At 35.2% G+C, this 16,971-nt stretch carries 10 protein-coding genes and 1 pseudogene; 7 read left to right on the forward strand and 4 right to left on the reverse strand.

Going from position 1 to position 16,971, the window contains the following annotated elements:
• The first annotated feature begins 58 nt into the window (after nt 1-58).
• Complete coding sequence (locus tag ABWU55_RS02100; protein WP_353286431.1) at nt 59-1,783, forward strand: hypothetical protein; 1,725 nt, start codon at nt 59-61, stop codon at nt 1,781-1,783.
• Here ABWU55_RS02100 and ABWU55_RS02105 read toward each other — a convergent pair.
• Nucleotides 1,767-2,942 carry a CCA tRNA nucleotidyltransferase gene (locus tag ABWU55_RS02105; protein WP_353286432.1) on the reverse strand — a complete coding sequence of 392 codons (1,176 nt, stop codon included), beginning with the start codon at nt 2,940-2,942 and terminating at the stop codon, nt 1,767-1,769. The genes ABWU55_RS02100 and ABWU55_RS02105 overlap by 17 nt on opposite strands.
• Nucleotides 2,943-3,017: 75 nt before the next feature.
• On the reverse strand, nt 3,018-3,962 hold the full coding sequence (locus ABWU55_RS02110; RefSeq protein ID WP_353286433.1) for a hypothetical protein: 945 nt from the start codon (nt 3,960-3,962) through the stop codon (nt 3,018-3,020).
• Between the two features lie 117 nt (nt 3,963-4,079).
• Here ABWU55_RS02110 and ychF point away from each other — a divergent pair, with 117 nt between their 5' ends.
• From ychF to ABWU55_RS02135, 5 genes and pseudogenes are all read left to right on the forward strand, one after another.
• Entirely contained in the window at nt 4,080-5,174 is a 1,095-nt protein-coding gene (gene ychF / locus ABWU55_RS02115) for a redox-regulated ATPase YchF (protein WP_353286434.1), read from the forward strand.
• Nucleotides 5,175-5,441: 267 nt separating this feature from the next.
• Nucleotides 5,442-6,635, forward strand: a complete 1,194-nt coding sequence (locus ABWU55_RS02120) for an ankyrin repeat domain-containing protein (RefSeq protein ID WP_353286435.1) — start codon at nt 5,442-5,444, stop codon at nt 6,633-6,635.
• Nucleotides 6,628-8,433 (forward strand): pentapeptide repeat-containing protein, encoded by a 1,806-nt coding sequence (locus tag ABWU55_RS02125; RefSeq protein WP_070356815.1) that lies wholly within the window; start codon nt 6,628-6,630, stop codon nt 8,431-8,433. Before ABWU55_RS02120 ends, ABWU55_RS02125 begins: the two co-directional genes overlap by 8 nt.
• Entirely contained in the window at nt 8,417-9,022 is a 606-nt protein-coding gene (gene gmk / locus ABWU55_RS02130; protein ID WP_264339592.1) for a guanylate kinase, read from the forward strand. Before ABWU55_RS02125 ends, gmk begins: the two co-directional genes overlap by 17 nt.
• 286 nt (nt 9,023-9,308) lie before the next feature.
• Nucleotides 9,309-11,850: pseudogene (locus tag ABWU55_RS02135) on the forward strand (ankyrin repeat domain-containing protein).
• Here ABWU55_RS02135 and sdhA read toward each other — a convergent pair.
• Together sdhA and gltX are read right to left on the reverse strand one after the other, a co-directional pair.
• Complete coding sequence (gene sdhA, locus ABWU55_RS02140) at nt 11,822-13,621, reverse strand: succinate dehydrogenase flavoprotein subunit (RefSeq protein ID WP_353286437.1); 1,800 nt, start codon at nt 13,619-13,621, stop codon at nt 11,822-11,824. The pseudogene ABWU55_RS02135 and the gene sdhA overlap by 29 nt on opposite strands.
• Nucleotides 13,622-14,586: 965 nt before the next feature.
• Entirely contained in the window at nt 14,587-16,017 is a 1,431-nt protein-coding gene (gene gltX, locus ABWU55_RS02145; RefSeq protein ID WP_265013744.1) for a glutamate--tRNA ligase, read from the reverse strand.
• A 150-nt stretch (nt 16,018-16,167) separates the two neighbouring features.
• Here gltX and ABWU55_RS02150 point away from each other — a divergent pair, with 150 nt between their 5' ends.
• Nucleotides 16,168-16,923: an ankyrin repeat domain-containing protein gene (locus ABWU55_RS02150; RefSeq protein ID WP_353286438.1), complete on the forward strand. Its 756-nt coding sequence runs from the start codon at nt 16,168-16,170 to the stop codon at nt 16,921-16,923.
• The last annotated feature ends 48 nt before the right edge of the window (nt 16,924-16,971 follow it).

Here is a 16,971-nt window from a genome sequence, read left to right on the forward strand (position 1 = left end):
ATAACTTTATTACTATTAAAATTTTCTGTAAATTAAAGTTAAAAAATAAGGTAATTTTATGCTAAATATTAATAATAAGGTTAATTATGAAATTAATATTAAGCGAAAGGAAAAAAAATACAGCTGGTCTACTGTATTTGCTTGGTTATATCTAAAAACGATTGGACGAATATTGCCCAAGAGATGGAATAGATGGGCAGAAAATATTTTGTACTACGATAAAACTACTGCAAACAATGAAGTTCAAACTGATGCTTTTAAGACAATAGATGGAAGTGTTCAAGTTGACTTAAAACCTGAAGTAGCAGTAAGAGAGAGCCAAAGTGGAGTAATAAGTAAGGATGGAGAGGTTCAAACTAATAAAGTAACATTTCACGATATAGCAATGCAGACCGAATACGTCGAAACAACGGATAAAAATAGTGATCAAGCACAGCAGGTTGAAGACTTACAATCAAAAAATGGCTTATTGGAAGTGAAAATTGAAGAATTGCGATCTATAATCATAAGGCTTAAAGCGGACTTACAATCAAAAAATAGCTCGTTAAAAAAGGAAAATAGAGAATTGCAATCTATAATTATAAGACTTAAAAAGAATTATAGAGAATTGGTAGAAGTTACAGATAAACAAGAGAAAGAGTTTTTAGTAAAGTTGAAGGCAAAATCTGAGATGATAGGGTGCCAGGGAAGAGAATTAACTGAACTCAGAGCAGAATTTACCAATAAAATAAACGAGCTTTTTGAAAGGGTGGAAGAAGTCAGGAAAGAAAAATCGAAGAAAAAAAAAGAAGAGTTACAAGAGCAAGTTGAACATCTGAATGCAAAATTAGAAAGAGCAAGAAATGTTGCAATATTTTCTATTGGAGAGCGTACAAAAACACTTGATGAAAATCTGACATTAAAAAATCAACAAATTGAAAGTTCACCAGCTAAAGATGAACAACAAAATGGGAAGTTAACAGAGAAAGATACACAAGGGCAAACAAAAACTAAAGCGCCAGATACAGTGAGTACAGTATCTACTGCAAAATCAACTACTGGTTCTATGAAGTCAAAAATTCCAAAGGGTTTATCTAAGCTTCGTGGGAATGAGAATTGCGATAAATTTTTATCTGATAAAAATAAAGAGTTAAAAAAAGGTTTTCCTGAATTTAAAGAGAAACATTTTTGCCATAACGTGCTTAATGAAACTATAAAGTCTCTATCAAATCAAGATGATGGCAAATTTGAAAGCAGTAAGCTGCTTGAATTATTAGAAAGTAATTTGAAACAATCCGCAAGGGAGATCATAGAAGCTAAGGTTAAAGAAGTTGTCAACGAACATTGTAACATTGGAAAAAATATGGGTAAAGAACTACGAGATGACACGTTAAAAGCCAAGTTGTCACCTTCTGTTAGAAAATGCGTAAAAAAATTAGAATTTAACAAACAAGAAGGGGTAAATAAGATTGTAGACTCTATCTTGCACAGCTTTAATAGCAAGAATAATAATAATAACGACTCAGGAGAATTGCTTAAAGAAATTGTTACAGGAAAATTAACAGAGGCTAAAATGAAATGTTTTTCAAATAAGATTCAAGAGTTACAACTGGCATTAAGCATAAGAGATAAATTTTTATCTCCAGATCAGGGAATGTGTAATCAAACTCAAGGAGGAGTAAACGAATATCAATTAACAGAAAAAGCTAAAAAAGAACATATACCTAATTCCTCTATGAGTTCCCCTAATATTGCAAGCATACATTCATTGAACAGTCAGAAAGCAGTTAGAATAGGTTCTTAGCATAAAGCACCAGCTCCTCTTTTGTTAAAGTGTAGGAGCTATCTTCCCAATGTTGTTTTAGCAATTCCAAGTTTCTACCTAAACTTTTTCCTGGCTGGTGACCTATACTTATTAAATCATCGCCAGATAAAGGAAATTTTGGAATATTGAATGTGTTAGCAAATGAAATGTATTCATCAACATTTTCTCCAGACTCAACACCACAAATTTTCACTAAATCACAATATAATTCTCTACCAAATAAAGATATGTATTTTTTTTGCTCTTTTTCTGAGAGTTCTGTTTTGATATCGTTGGATAGTAAAAATAGCAGCTTTTTCTTTTGCTTGTTCGAAAGACGTAAAAATTTGCTTACATATTCTCCAAGACTTAGCCTGTCATTTTTTTTAGTAGTCCTAAGGAGTAACGCTAATTTTACTAGTGCATCAGTGCCCAAAAGAAGTGGCGAAGACAGAATTTCGCATTTTACTTCTTTTGGGATAATCTTTTGCAAAACATCAGATTCTTGCATGCTCTTAAGTGTTGGAAAAGGATCATTGCACTCCAGCAATTTAAGTATTTCATCTCTTATTCTCTCTCCAGAGAGGTTTTGAATCATATGCGAATGCTTTTTGCATACGTTTAGTATTTCATCACTCAAATCTCCGACACATATTTTTGCATGAAAACGAAATGCTCTTAAAATACGTAGATAGTCTTCTTTAATTCTATCTTCAGCGTTGCCTATAAAGTTTAACCTTCGCGCTTTTAAGTCCTCTATACCACCAAAGTAGTCATATATATGGCCATGCTTGTCTGCATACAGAGCATTAAATGTAAAGTCGCGCCTTGAAGCATCCGCTTGCCAATTATTGGTAAATTCTACTTTTGCATGCCTACCATCACATTTCACATCATGCCTTAGTGTTGTGATCTCAAAAGATCTTTGATTTAGAACCGCAGTGATAGTTCCATGTTTTAAGCCAGTTGGAATAGTTTTTATATTACGGAGTTTTAGCGCTTTAATCGTTTGATTGGGAAGCAAATTAGTAGCTAAATCGATGTCGTGGACATCACGCTGCAAAATTGAGTCTCTCACACACCCGCCGACAAGCCTAGCCTCACCACCAAATTCCTCTATGGCATCAATAATTAAACTAGTCTCATGGTTAACTTGCATTTAGGTTAGTACGTACTGCAAGTTCATATTATATGAAATGCTTGCAAAAGCCCTATATAAAAATATACAGAGCTATTAAGATTTTACAAGTTGTGGTGCTCGTTGTTGATGAAATGGTTCTGCCATCGATTCCGTACCACATCTTAGTAAACTTGAAGGGTTTTGCTGCTCTATGCGCTGCTTTATATCACTAACGCACTGCCCTACAACATCACCAATTTTTCCATCAGCATTTTCTGCCAATAACTTATCAAATCCCTTTTCAACCTCTGCTCTCTCAGAGATATCCTTTGAAAGGTTACAATATTCTAAGATCTCGTCTAGCTGCAGTTTTTTTGCTAATAGGAAATCTTCTTGTTCTTGCTCTTGTTTAAGTTTGGTTTCCTCTTGCAGTTGTTTTGCTAAACTTTTATTTCTATCAAGCAATGGTTCGAAATGCAATCCGCCTTTGTTTATTATATGCACAATACTACTATCATCATAATCAACTTTATTGTATTCACCTGCACTTTTTGAACCTGAATTGTCTATTAATTCATGCAAAAACCGATCTTGTTGGGTGTCAATAGCATGCAATGGGTTACTCTCTATAACATGTAATTTTACACCATACTTTTCACAAAGTATTCTGCCTTCAACGTCAGGATCACCCCATCTATCGTTACGCATAATGTTTGCTGTATAATCATCCACAGTTTCACTACGGTGCTGGCCATTGTTATCATGACTATTGACAATTGCATTTGTAAACCACTTTGGTGGATCCTTTTGTGCAAATTCCCTACAATCATTTCTTAATTTTTCGACAGTAACTTGCTCTCCTTTCTGTTGTTCTAGACTTTGCCTGAACGAGTCAAAAAAACAGCTTCCATTACCAATTGCTTGTCCTACATAGAAATTGTCAGGGTAAGGGTTACTATTTAAAAGAGTTATTTCTTGCCCTGAGATCCTGGGCCTTTTTATTCCAACCTCAACATCATGAAAGTCACTTGGTAGTTTCCGTTTCTTAGCTGTAGTCATAGTTTTACCTTAATTTAAGCTATATATTACTATACCAACAAAATTGTCAATAAGCGACTAATTAAGTATAGCAGAAATTTTTAAATTATGCAATAGTTATAATTTTACATAGCAAATATGAGTTTTAACTGCGGTATAGTTGGGTTACCAAACATAGGAAAATCAACCTTATTTAATGCGCTTACAGAGTCAAGTGCAGCCGAAGCTGCAAATTATCCTTTTTGCACAATCGAGCCAAATATAGGCAAGATTTCGATAAAAGATCAACGTTTGAAACAAATCGCAGCAATTGCAGGCTCAGAGAAGATAATCTACAACCAATTAGAAGTTGTAGATATTGCAGGTCTGGTAAAGGGTGCGAGCAAAGGCGAAGGGCTTGGCAATAAATTTTTAAGCCATATCAGAGAAGTTGATGCCATCGTTCATCTGCTCAGGTGCTTTACGGATGACGATATCAGCCATATACACAGTAAAATAGATCCAATATCAGATGCTGAAGTGGTAGAAATGGAATTAATCCTAGCTGATATTGATAGCATAGAAAAAAGGCTTCCTCAATTGGAAAAGAAAGCAAAGCAAGGTGATAAAGAGCTAAAGAGACAACTTGAATTAATGCAAGAGGTATTAGCTACTTTAAAATTAGGTAAACCTGCAAGAAGTTTGGAGAATATCAATGAAGATGAGATGAAGTTGCTTCAATTGCTGACAACAAAGCCCGTTATGTACGTTTGCAATGTTGAAGATACAAATGTTATAACTGGCAATGAATTATCTAAAAAGGTAGAGAGGATGGCGGAGGAAAATAAAAGCAAATTTTATTGCATTTCAGCAAAACTCGAAGCAGATATTGCAAATCTTGATAGTGAAGAGGAAAAACAGAGTTTTTTATCAGAATTTGGCTTACAAGAATCAGGCCTTGATGGAGTAGCGCGTATTATGTATGAAGTGCTGAGTATGATAACTTTCTTTACTGTGGGCCCCAAAGAAGCACGGGCATGGCCAGTAAAAATAGGGTCAACAGCCGATAAAGCAGCAGGTGTAATCCACACTGATTTTGAGAAAGGCTTTATAAAAGCAGAGACAATAAGCTTTGCAGACTACATAAAGTATGGAAGTGAATCAGCTTGCAAAGACGCAGGAAAAATTCGCTTTGAAGGCAGAGATTATATCGTGCAAGATGGCGATATAATGCACTTTAGGTTTAATGTGTAGTTTATTATGCAGCCACTTATTTAAAGTTAAGTTTTCTGGATCCCAGTGTCTGGGCACTGGGATGACATCCTCCCTAGCGGAGATTGCTCTCAAATCACAATGTTCGTACAGTAAGCACTGACCACTTTGCTTCAATATTTGCGATGCCCCTGAACAGATACAAAAAATCTATTGTTTTTTTATAAATTAAATCCTAAGGCATTTTTTACTGTAGATTAATCATTTGATTATAGTATCATTTTAATTAAGCTTATGCTTGGGATATTTATGAAGAATATTTTATATTTTATATTATTAGCTGTCGTATTCGGATCACCCATCCTGTTTGCCGTAGAGCAGCTTGAAGAAAAGAAAATTGAATCAGTTCATAAAAACGAAAATGTAGGTGTAAGGAAGCAAGATAGCACAAATCAAAAAGATGAGTTAAAAAGCAACGTCGATGCTAAACAAACACAAGAGGCTGAGAGCAAAAGATTAGACGGCACTACCGATAAAGAGAAACTGCAACACAACGAGAACAAAGCTTTCGTGGTTGAAAAAACTATAAGTGAAGGTGAAAGGATTGATAAAGATTGGCCAAATGACCAGCTAGAAGGAAGCACAGACAAATCTGCTCAAAATTTACCAAATGTGGCCAATAAAGAAGTGAATAAAGATTTGAAACCAGAGCCTTTGCCTTTAAGTGCTGATTTAAATGAGAATACAGCTAACCCGCAAAAAAATCTACAAGCTGATCAGAAGATTGATATAAAAGATAATGAACTTTCAAAAAGTGATGCGAGTCAATTATTAGAGGGAAAAAAAGAAAAAGTAGAGAATCAGTCTGAAGAAAAAAAAGTGAAAGAAACAAACAGTAATTCCAAGGACCGCAATAGAGTAAAACCTATAACTAAAAAAGATGAAGAAGAGCAAAGTGAAAAGAAAAGTTTACAAAAATGGACAAAGCTAAACAGAGAACCAATAAAAGAATGGGGTCATAAAGACATACAAAGCAAGTCAATATATAAACGACAATATGATAGCCTTAATGAGCATCTTCCTACAACTGTGTTTATTGATGATTACAGTAAGCAATTTTTTTACTGCATTAAGAAGAACAACTTAACTTGCTTAAGAGGAGTAATAAGTAAGCTAGAAAAAATTGGATTAACAATTCAAGAGATACTAAGGTTTAGAAATAAATTGGGTGATACTCCTCTCATTTATTCAGTTAAACAAGGTGAGGTAGACATAGTGCGCTTTCTCTTATTACAAGGTGCTGATCTTAGAGTAGTTAACAATAATTTTCAATCCCCAATTGATATAGCAATCGAAAAAAAGCAGATCAATATAATAAATGCGATTGCCGAAATGATGCCACATCTTTTGGAGGATAGAAAAATAGACAATAAAGAAAGCTCAGCAATGTACGATTGGGCTGTGAAAACGAAAGAAATACAGTGCGATAAGCAAGATGATTAGATTTTTGATATTAATTTTAGTTGGTCATTTATGTTATGGAAACGAAACAAATGATGAAAAAAATCAGATTAGTGATTTTTTAAACGCTTTGCGTGATGCAAAATACGTATCTTACAGTAAAAAAGACTTTGCTGAATTTTTGGTGCAGTGCCACAAAGAGGGCGTGCCAGAAGATTTTAAGAAAGGTTTTGGTTCTAACTTAAATGGAGCTAATTTTAACCAACTGTACCTAAGTAAATCTGTTTTTGATGGAGTAAGTCTGATTGGTGCCGATTTTTCTAACACCGATTTATCCGATGTGTCTTTCATTGATGTTGATTTACGTGGTGCTAATTTTTCCAATGCTAATTTACATGGCATTAAAATAAAAGGTACAAATTTGAGTTTTACAAAATTTGTTTCTGCAAACTTAACAGATATCGTATTTGATCAGTCTAATGTTAGTTATGCTGATTTTATCAGTTCCGATCTCAAAAAAGTAAGTATGCACAACGTAATTGGTTTGCATACTAATTTCTCGAATGTGAAAATGAATTTCTCCAACTTATCAAACTCGAATGTTAGCCACGTAAATTTTAGTGATAGTGAAATAAACGATACTGTTATGCAGAAAAACAACCTTGATAATGCAAGTTTCTTTGGAGTGGATGCATATAAATTAAAGATACAATTTTCTTCATTAAAAAATGCTAACATATATGGTGCAGAGTTAAAAGAATCAGACTTTACAGGTAGCAATCTTTCCGATGCTTGCCTTAATTCTTCTATCATAATTAACAGTAACTTCGACGAAACTGATTTAAGCAACACACAAATTTCCTATGTGAATGACGATAATTCAAGTTTTGTTCAATCTATACTAAATGGTTCCAAGATAAAACATGCATATGTTTCTGAAGCAAATCTTCATGATGCTGATTTATCCAATATTGATTTTAGTTTTAGTGAACTGCATCAAGTTAATGTCTCTAATGCTGACATTCGTCACGGAAAGTTTCATAATACTAAAGTTGCAAATTCTAACATGAATGGCTCATTTTTTGACCATTCACTATTCACCTATGTGAAGATAGAAGATTCAGACCTTTCTACAACTTCAATGTATAAGATAAAAATCCAAGACTCTCAAGTTTATAACAGTACACTTTCTCGCCATAATATTGATTCCAGTGAAATAGAAAATTCAACATTCTTTAATTTATTAGCTGATAATTCGAGTTGGTCCAATTTAAAAGTAACTAATTCAAATTTTATTGAAAGCGATTTCAGATCTTCTTTGCTTCACGCTAATGCCTTTAGGAAAACTAGTTTTTTTCTTAGCAATTTGAGTAATTCAACAATTAGTGATATGTCTTTTCACTCTTCAAGCATATATAAAAGTTCAGTTGCTGATGTTCATTTAACAGATTGCAAGTTTGATAATTCGATTTTGATTGACAATCAAGGACAGAAAAAACTTGCAGGGTTAGAAAATGCTATAACTTCAATTGGAGATTTGCAAGAGAAAATATCACAGGGTGAAAAATTTAATGTAAATTATTCTTACTTTGAATTTAAGAATATGAATTTAGAAAATGCCGATTTTTCTAATTCAACATTGAGTAGAGCAAAGTTTGTAAACGTTAATTTGAATAAGGCAAATTTTGAAAAGACCGATTTGCGCTATACTGTCTTTGATAACTCTTCTCTCATTGGCACCAACTTATCAAATTCTAATTTAGAAGGTTCTAGCTTTTTAAACTCTGATCCAAAAAGCACCATGTTAAAAAATGCAAAGAAAAATGACCGTAAAAAGTGAGGGCGTATTATTGGTTCTATCCTCCCCTTCTGGAGCTGGAAAAACTACTATATCAGCAAAATTACTTGAGCAATCAACTAATTTAGTTAGGTCTGTTTCTATGACTACACGCAAGCCTCGCCCCGGCGAAAGAAATGGAAAAGACTATTTTTTCGTTACCGAAGAAAAATTTCACGAGTTATGCAAAGCTGGCCAAATGCTTGAATACGCCAAAGTTTTTGAGAATTTTTATGGTATACCAAGAAATTTTATAGAGCAAAACTTAAGCAATGGAATAAGTGTTTTACTCAGCATAGACTGGCAAGGAGCATTTCACTTATTCAAGCTCATGAGAAAAAAAGTTGTGAGTGTTTTTATACTTCCCCCTTCAATGGAAGAGCTTAGGTTGCGTTTGCAAAAGCGTAATAGTGATGATGCAAGCGAAATAGAGCGCAGATTAGCCGAAGCTCAAAAAGAGATAAGCAAACGTGATAAATATGATTATGTAATAATCAATGATGATATTGATAAAAGTGTAGAAGAGATAAGCTCCATACTAAATAAAGAAAGACTTAAAAAACTAAAAGAAAAACCAAGTCTGGAAGACTGATAAAAACATCAATTTGGATATTTGCAGCTATAGTTTCTTATCCTATTTTAGCCAATAGCACATTTCACAGTTTAGCTATATTTATTATTTTTTAAGATTAAATGGTTAAAATAGTAGCAACTGTTCAAGTGAGGATTTGACTATGATAACAGATTTTCTAATAGAAACTAGTTTTCTGCCTTTCCACCTATACATATACAACGTTTAGCTCAATTTAAAAGTCAAACTTCTTGGTTGTTAGTTTAGTGCTGACAACTTAAATAGCTTTTAATATTGAGGTTTTAGTATGGGTATAGATATAACTGCACTAACTACTAATGCAGATAAATTAGGTGAATGCATAGATAAAAATAAAAAGCAAGAGCAGGATAGAAAAGACGAACAATTATATGGCATTATAGAGAGAAAGGTAAAAAAAGAAGAACACAAGCGTGAAAAACCAAGAGGTCAAGATGGAACCCTCAAGAAGTGTAAAAGGTTATTTGAGGAAGGTGCTAGCTCTGAAGTACTAACTAAATTAGAAGAATCACTTAGAGAACAAGAAAAATATTATAAGTATTATGTCCAATGCTTTCTTCCGGTATTGAATAGAAAAATATCGAAAGAACTAGACCCTATAAAAAAAGAGGAAATAGGACAAGCAATTTCAGAAATTACTTATAATAGCAGATATTGTTTTACCCACAACCGTAGGGACAGCGAAACAGAGAGTGGCTACGGCAGTGATGTTGAAGATGATCATGAAGTAGAAATAAGCAACGAAATAACAAATAACAATGCTCTACTACTAAAAGCGATCAAAAATGGAAATAACAGGAAATTTAGAAAATATCTAAAAGATTGTACGGATATTAGCAGCATAAAAGATGAGAAAGGAAATAATATTTTACACCTTATCGTGTCATTGGAAAAGAAACAGAAATGCAAGTTTCTAGGTACCCTAATAAAAACGGTCACCAAGGAAGATCTAGCACAACTCATTAATAGTGAAAATCAGACCCCTTTTCAGGTAGCACTAATTAACAAGGTGACAAAAGAAAAACATGAGTCTAATACAATTCGAAGTAACGATAACACACTTAAGTTTCTTACAAAATTGTTAGAGCATGGGGCCAGCTCTGATAATTTAGGATTATCTACAAAAAAATTACAAGACTTAAAAGAAGAGCAAAAGACATACTATCGTAATTTCTTAGAAAAATTAGCAGAGCAAGGAAAGAACTCTAAATTAAAGCCAGAAATAAAAATCAATACAGAAGCAAAAATTAAAGAAATTATACCACGTACCATAAATACTCCAGATAGTAATGATAATTATCAATTACATTTAGCAATTAAAAATAATGATAAAGAACTTTTTAAAGAACTATTGCAAAAAGGGGCAGATATTAGCCTTAAAGACACAGATGATAATAATGCTTTACACTTGATTGTTAAACCTGAAACAAAACAAACACTTAAACTTCTCCATATATTGCTAGAAGCAAGCCAAAAAGAACAATTTATAAAAGCTGTAAATGATAAAAAAGAAGGGCAAACACCGCTCCACCAGGTACTCCAGTGCATACAAGAGAAGAGTGAGAACCGATCACTTAAGAAATTTGAGAAAACTAAGAGATATAAAACCCTAGAGCTATTACTACAAAATGGTGCAGATATTACTGTGCAAGATAAAGATGAAAAAAATGCTCTGCACTATATTGCTTCATTCAAAGGAGAACAAAAAGTTGCATGTTTGAAGTTGACTTTAGGTAAGGATGAATTTAGTAAGGCTATAAATGCTGTTAACGGGAAAGAGCAAACACCGCTCCATCAGGTACTCCAGCGCATACAAGAAAAGAGTAAAGAACCTTCATTGAAAAATAAAATAAAGAATGTAATAAAAAAAGAATTTAAGGATACTGGCAGGTATAAAACCTTAGAGTTATTTCTACAAAATGGTGCAGATATTACTGTGCAAGATAAAGATGGAAAAAATGCTCTGCACCACATTGCTTTACTAAAAGGAGAACAAAAAGTTACATGTTTAGAGTTGATTTTAAATTCGGTGGAAAAAGAGAAATTTAGTAAAGCTGCAAACGCCACTAACGAAAAAGAACGAACACCACTACAAGTAGCGTTAATTACTAAGACGACAAAAGATAAACATAATTTGGTCAATCCTAAGAGCCGTGATAACACGATCAAGTTCTGTGTAAAATTATTGCAAAATGGTGTTGATCCAAAGCAGTTAATACTACCCGAAAGATTATGGAGCAAAGAGTATTATAAAACTATAAAAGGAATAGAGAAATCAATGGGTAGAGCGCTTATTCCAGATGATATGAGAACTGAACTGAAGTGCAACTTTGGCAGGAAGTTAAAAGCACGCGATATTGTGAAGTACATCAATAATGTTGCTTGTAAAGCAGTGACAACGCTTGTATTTGCTGCTTTAGCCTGTGCAGCAATATTCAGTGCTTCTCAAGGAATTATTACAATTGCAACTGCCTCATCTATTATAGCAGTTATTGGAGTTTGTTATCTTATTTACTTGAATTTAGAAAATATTTATGAAGGATTTGGAAAAATTAAAGGAAAGTTTACTGAAGAAAAGCAACTTACACTTCAAGATAACGCACCAAAAAATGATACACAATGCAATAACTCTGTTAAAGATATAGAAAATAAGTCCAACGATTTAGAAGAGCAAGAGGTGCAAAAATCATCAAATCAATCAGAATGTGCAGAAAATCCAGCTACCAAAATGAGCGATATATCAATACTACGTCAATTCATAAATAAGCTTAGATGGGCTGACTAATAAACCCTCTTCTCTGGCGCTATGAAATCAATCTCACCGCTCAGAGTTTTTTCAGCCACTTTTTTATAATCAATTTTTACGTTAATTTGCCCTTTCTTTTCTTCAAGCCACGCTATAGTGTGCTTCATCCAGTTTTTGTCATCACGTTCAGGAAAGTCTTCACGAGCATGGGCACCTCTACTTTCCTTTCGATTGGCTGCGCATTCCATGGTAATAACCGCTTGTGGGATCATGTTAGCAAGCTCCAGTGCTTCAACTAAATCACTGTTCCACATCATACTGCGATCCTCAATTGCAATATCAGGCATCATTTTTGCTACCTTTTTTATAGCTTTTTTGCCTTCTTCTAAAACTTCAGCAACACGGAACACTGATGCGTACTTTTGCATAGTGTTCTGCATTTCGCTGCGTATTTTTGCTACTTTGAGCTTCCCGGAAGCAAATCGCATTTTATTGAATCTATCTACTATCCAGTCTGTGCAGTCTGAATGCAATTTTTTATGTGGTGTACCGGATTTTAGTTTCTCTTTTGCTCTGAGCGCTGCAGCTCTGCCAAAAACCACAAGATCAAGAAGCGAGTTAGAACCAAGTCGATTTGCACCGTGCACAGAGACACACGCAGCTTCTCCAATTGCAAATAGTCCATCTACCACTTCTTCCTTACCTTGCTTCAGCGTGATCACTTCTCCATAATAATTAGTTGGAATGCCACCCATGTTATAGTGAACAGTCGGAATGACCGGTATTGGATCTTTAGTGACATCAACTCCAGCAAAAGTTCTTGCGGTTTCGCTAATGCCCGGCAATCTGAGTTTTATTACTTCCGGATCAAGATGTGCTATAGTTAAATACATGTAATCTTTTTTCGGTCCAACTCCCCTTCCCTCTCTAATTTCAATTGTTATTGCGCGACTTACCACATCACGAGAAGCTAAATCTTTTGCTTTTGGTGCGTAACGTTCCATAAACTTTTCGCCCTGAGAATTAACGAGGTACCCCCCTTCACCACGGCATCCTTCTGTCATCAGGCACCCTGAGCCATATATTCCTGTTGGATGAAATTGTACAAATTCCATATCTTCAAGTGGTAATCCAGCCCTTACTACCATGCCATTACCATCACCTGTGCAGGTATGCGCACTTGTTGCAGAGAAATAAACACGTCCATATCCACCTGTTGCTAACACCACTCTATGCGCACGAAATCTATGTAATGTGCCGTCGCATAGCGACCAAGCAAGAACTCCGCAGCATGTTTCGCTATCCATAATTAAATCAATCACAAAGTATTCAACAAAAAATTCAGCGTTGAATTTAAGACACTGCTGATATAGAGTGTGAAGGATTGCGTGCCCAGTCTTATCTGCTGCCGCACAAGTGCGCTGCGCTGATTTTCCTTTACCAAAGTGAGTTGTCATTCCACCAAAGGAACGCTGGTATATTTTGCCATCTTCTGTACGAGAAAAAGGTACGCCAAAATTTTCAAGTTCAATAACAGCTTTAGCAGCGTTTTTACACATATATTCTATTGCATCTTGATCACCAAGCCAGTCTGAACCTTTTATTGTGTCATATGCATGCCAGCGCCAATCGTCTTCACCGATATTACCTAAAGCTGCACTAATTCCGCCTTGTGCTGCAACTGTATGACTTCGTGTAGGGAAAATTTTAGAAATGCAGGCAACTGAAAAATTAGTTGCAGCCATCCCAAGCGTTGCTCTGAGCCCTGCTCCACCTGCACCTACTACTACCACGTCATACTCATGTTCTATGATCTCATACGCTGACTTATCCATATTTACTTATTTTATCATTACAGGCTTATGATATCACAGAAGTAGAAAAAATCTATACAAGTTTTCTATAGCTATACCACCGCGAACCGTCATACCGCCACGAACCGTCATACCGCCGCGGTATCTCTTAACATAGATCCCTTACTTAACCGTCATACCTTAACATAGATCCCGCTAACAAGCAGCGGGATGACGGTTATCAGGCTAGCTGTCATCCCAGTTTGGAATCCAGGAAAAAGAATGGTGTCATCCCATTGCCCAGACACTGGGATCCAGGAAAGTTTGCTTGTAAACAAGCAAACTAGCATAGAAAGTGGTTACAACGTTTTCGATGAGATTATATGGAAAACTGGATTCCAGTGTCAAGCACTGGAATGACATCACAGGGGCACTGGAATGACACCCTACTTAACCGTCATACCGCGATTTATTCGCGGTATCTCAAAGCATAGATCCCGCTAACACGTAGCGGGATGACGATTGTCGTTTAGCTATAAACATTAAGAAATTTACCAAACAAAAAAAAGGCAAAAGAAGCCCCGTGGTTATTATCCGCTTTAAAATATTGGCGTTTTTTATGTTTTAAACGCTTGACAAGCGAAATTCAGCTGCTTTTAATTGCAACTAACCTACGCTGCAAATGTTTAAGAAATTTACTAAGCAGAAAAAAAGACAAAGAATCCCCGAGTTAGCTAGTCTTTTACTATCTCTGTCGAGTATTGGCATTTTTTGATGTCTTGTAACGCTTTATAAGCGCGTTCAGCTTATTTAGATAAAAATCTAGATGTAGATGAAGTTTTGTAAAGACATACAGTATCTATATACTGCAAAAAATTGAACATAAGACGCCGATACATTAAGTAATCCTTACCTTTTAATCTGCAGATTGGCGAAAGCAAATACAATAGCTTCACTGTCATGATAAAGGGGCTGGCAAAGCTTGTCAAGAAATTTTCTTATTTCATTTAAATTGCTTGTAACCTTCTTATACACTCATCTTTACCAAGAATCACCATGATATCAATGATTCCAGGTGCATCCATTACTCCAGTTATAGGGGCGCGTAATGAGTGGTATACATCGCTTATTTTCATATCGTGCAATTTTGCACATTCCTTGATCTGAGAAGATAAAAAACCCTTATTCCAATTTTCATCGCCGATCTTTGACAGAAATGACGCGAGTAACTTGATTATATCGAGGTTAGATTTGACAATTTGCTCAGCCTCTTCACTTAAATCAAGTGGCGGATCTTGAATATAAAACTTTGCTAAATCCAGCAGTTCGGTCAGGTAGTTTGCTCTTTTTTTTAGCTCTGTCAGTCCCTGCAGTAAATAGCCCTTTTTTTTGTCAGTTAGAGTATTTTCTCTAAGCATTAGAGTCAGAATATCTTCATTGCTCATATTACTAATATAGTGGTTATTCAAATGCTCCAGTTTTTTGAAATCGAGCCGTGCAGGTGAACGACCAATACTTTCTAAATTAAACCACTCTATTGCTTGCTCATCGCTAATAATCTCATCGTTGCCGTGACTCCAGCCAAGTCTCAGCAAGTAATTACGCATCGCTTTTGGCAATATTCCCATCTTTTCATAATCGCAAACGCTTGTGGCACCATGCCTTTTGGATAGCTTATTCCCATCTTCCCCATGGATAAGCGGCACATGTGCAAAGCGTGGAATGTCAAAATCAAGAGCCTGGTATATTAGCAGATGTTTAAAGGTATTAGTGAGATGGTCAGAGCCACGTATTATATCAGTTATTCCAGCATCATGATCGTCAACTACTACGGCAAAAATATATGTTGGAGTGTTGTCAGAGCGTAAGATCACTATATCATCAAGCTGGTTGCTATTTACTTTGATTTGGCCGTATATTTTATCATCAATAACGATCTCTTGCGAATCTGGCACTTTAAAGCGGACAACTGACCTCACACCCGATGTCATTCCAGCGCGTGACCACATATTTTCTTCTGGATCCCAGTGTCGGCTACTTGGATGACAAGAAGGAGGTTTTGTAGTACATTTATGCTTGTATATCTTGCCCTCTTCTCTTGCTTTTATTTTCTTTTCTGCAACTTCATCCTCAGGGCAATAACAGTGATACGCCCTACCCTTCTCAACTAAAAGGTTTGCTACTTCTTTATGCCGCTCTATTCTTTTTGACTGATATACTATTTCCCCATCATAGCTCACACCGAGCCATCTTAGCCCTTCTATAATTGCATCAATTGCTTCTTTCGTTGAACGTTTTCTGTCGGTGTCCTCAATTCTTAGCAAAAACCTGCCACCATGATGCTTTGCATAGAGCCAATTAAATAACGCAGTGCGGGCCCCACCAATGTGCAAAAACCCTGTTGGTGATGGAGCGAATCTCGTGACTATACCTGGCATATTTGTCCGTTACAGTAATATAAATGATGATAGCTAAAATTTATGTTTGTAACAATTTAGAATTTATTTATTCTGAGAGATAAAATTTTATTTATTTTTCATAAATTGTGTTGTATAATTTAGTATTGGTTGAATATAGCGAGGTGAGTTATGGATGGACTTGTAGATATAGCAAAATTGCTTTCAGATAATGAAGCTAATATCAATTGGCGTTACACCGGCCCTTTTGATAAAACAAAACAAAGAGTACAGGCAGATAATCTCCTGCATTTAGCTGCAAGAATACAAAACAAAGGTAAATTTGTAGACATTTGTAAGAAGAACATTGCTTCTGTAACTGCGCATAATGAATATGGAGATAATCCATTTCATGAAGCAGCAAGAAGTGGAATTTTGCTGCCTGCAGTACAAGAGATTGTGAATGACTTAGAGAAGGAAGCTAATAACAAAATTACGAAAGCAGAAGAAGCTGGAGATCGGAAAGAAGTAAGCAGATTGAAAGAGGAACTCAAATGTAATAAAAAATATATTAAAGATGCGCTCTGCAGTAAAGGCTATGCTTTTAATAAGAAGAGGGAAACTCCTCTTTATTACTTAAATGCTGCACAACAGAAAGAAATTAAGCAAATCGCAGGCATAAAAGACAGCTTTATATGTAACCAGAAGTTTCACCTGTGCTTATATATAATAGGAGCGATAGCATGTATCGCTGCTTTATGTTTGTCTTTATACTTTTTATTTTTAGTTTCTCAATCTTTTGCACTAAGCTCGATGGTTGCAATAGCTTCTGGCGGAGTCACATACCTGTCAGTTAAAGCATGTAGCGAGATACATGCCTTGCATAACGAAAGCACTTTAGTGGAAAATGCTAATGTACAACTTGCAGGAGAAAGTTTAGGTGTTTGATGAAGCTAGAAATTACTTGCAGGCAATGATATAGAAATTTACTTTCTT

It is taken from the genome of Wolbachia endosymbiont (group A) of Crataerina pallida (genome assembly GCF_964028475.1).
GTDB lineage: Bacteria > Pseudomonadota > Alphaproteobacteria > Rickettsiales > Anaplasmataceae > Wolbachia > Wolbachia pipientis.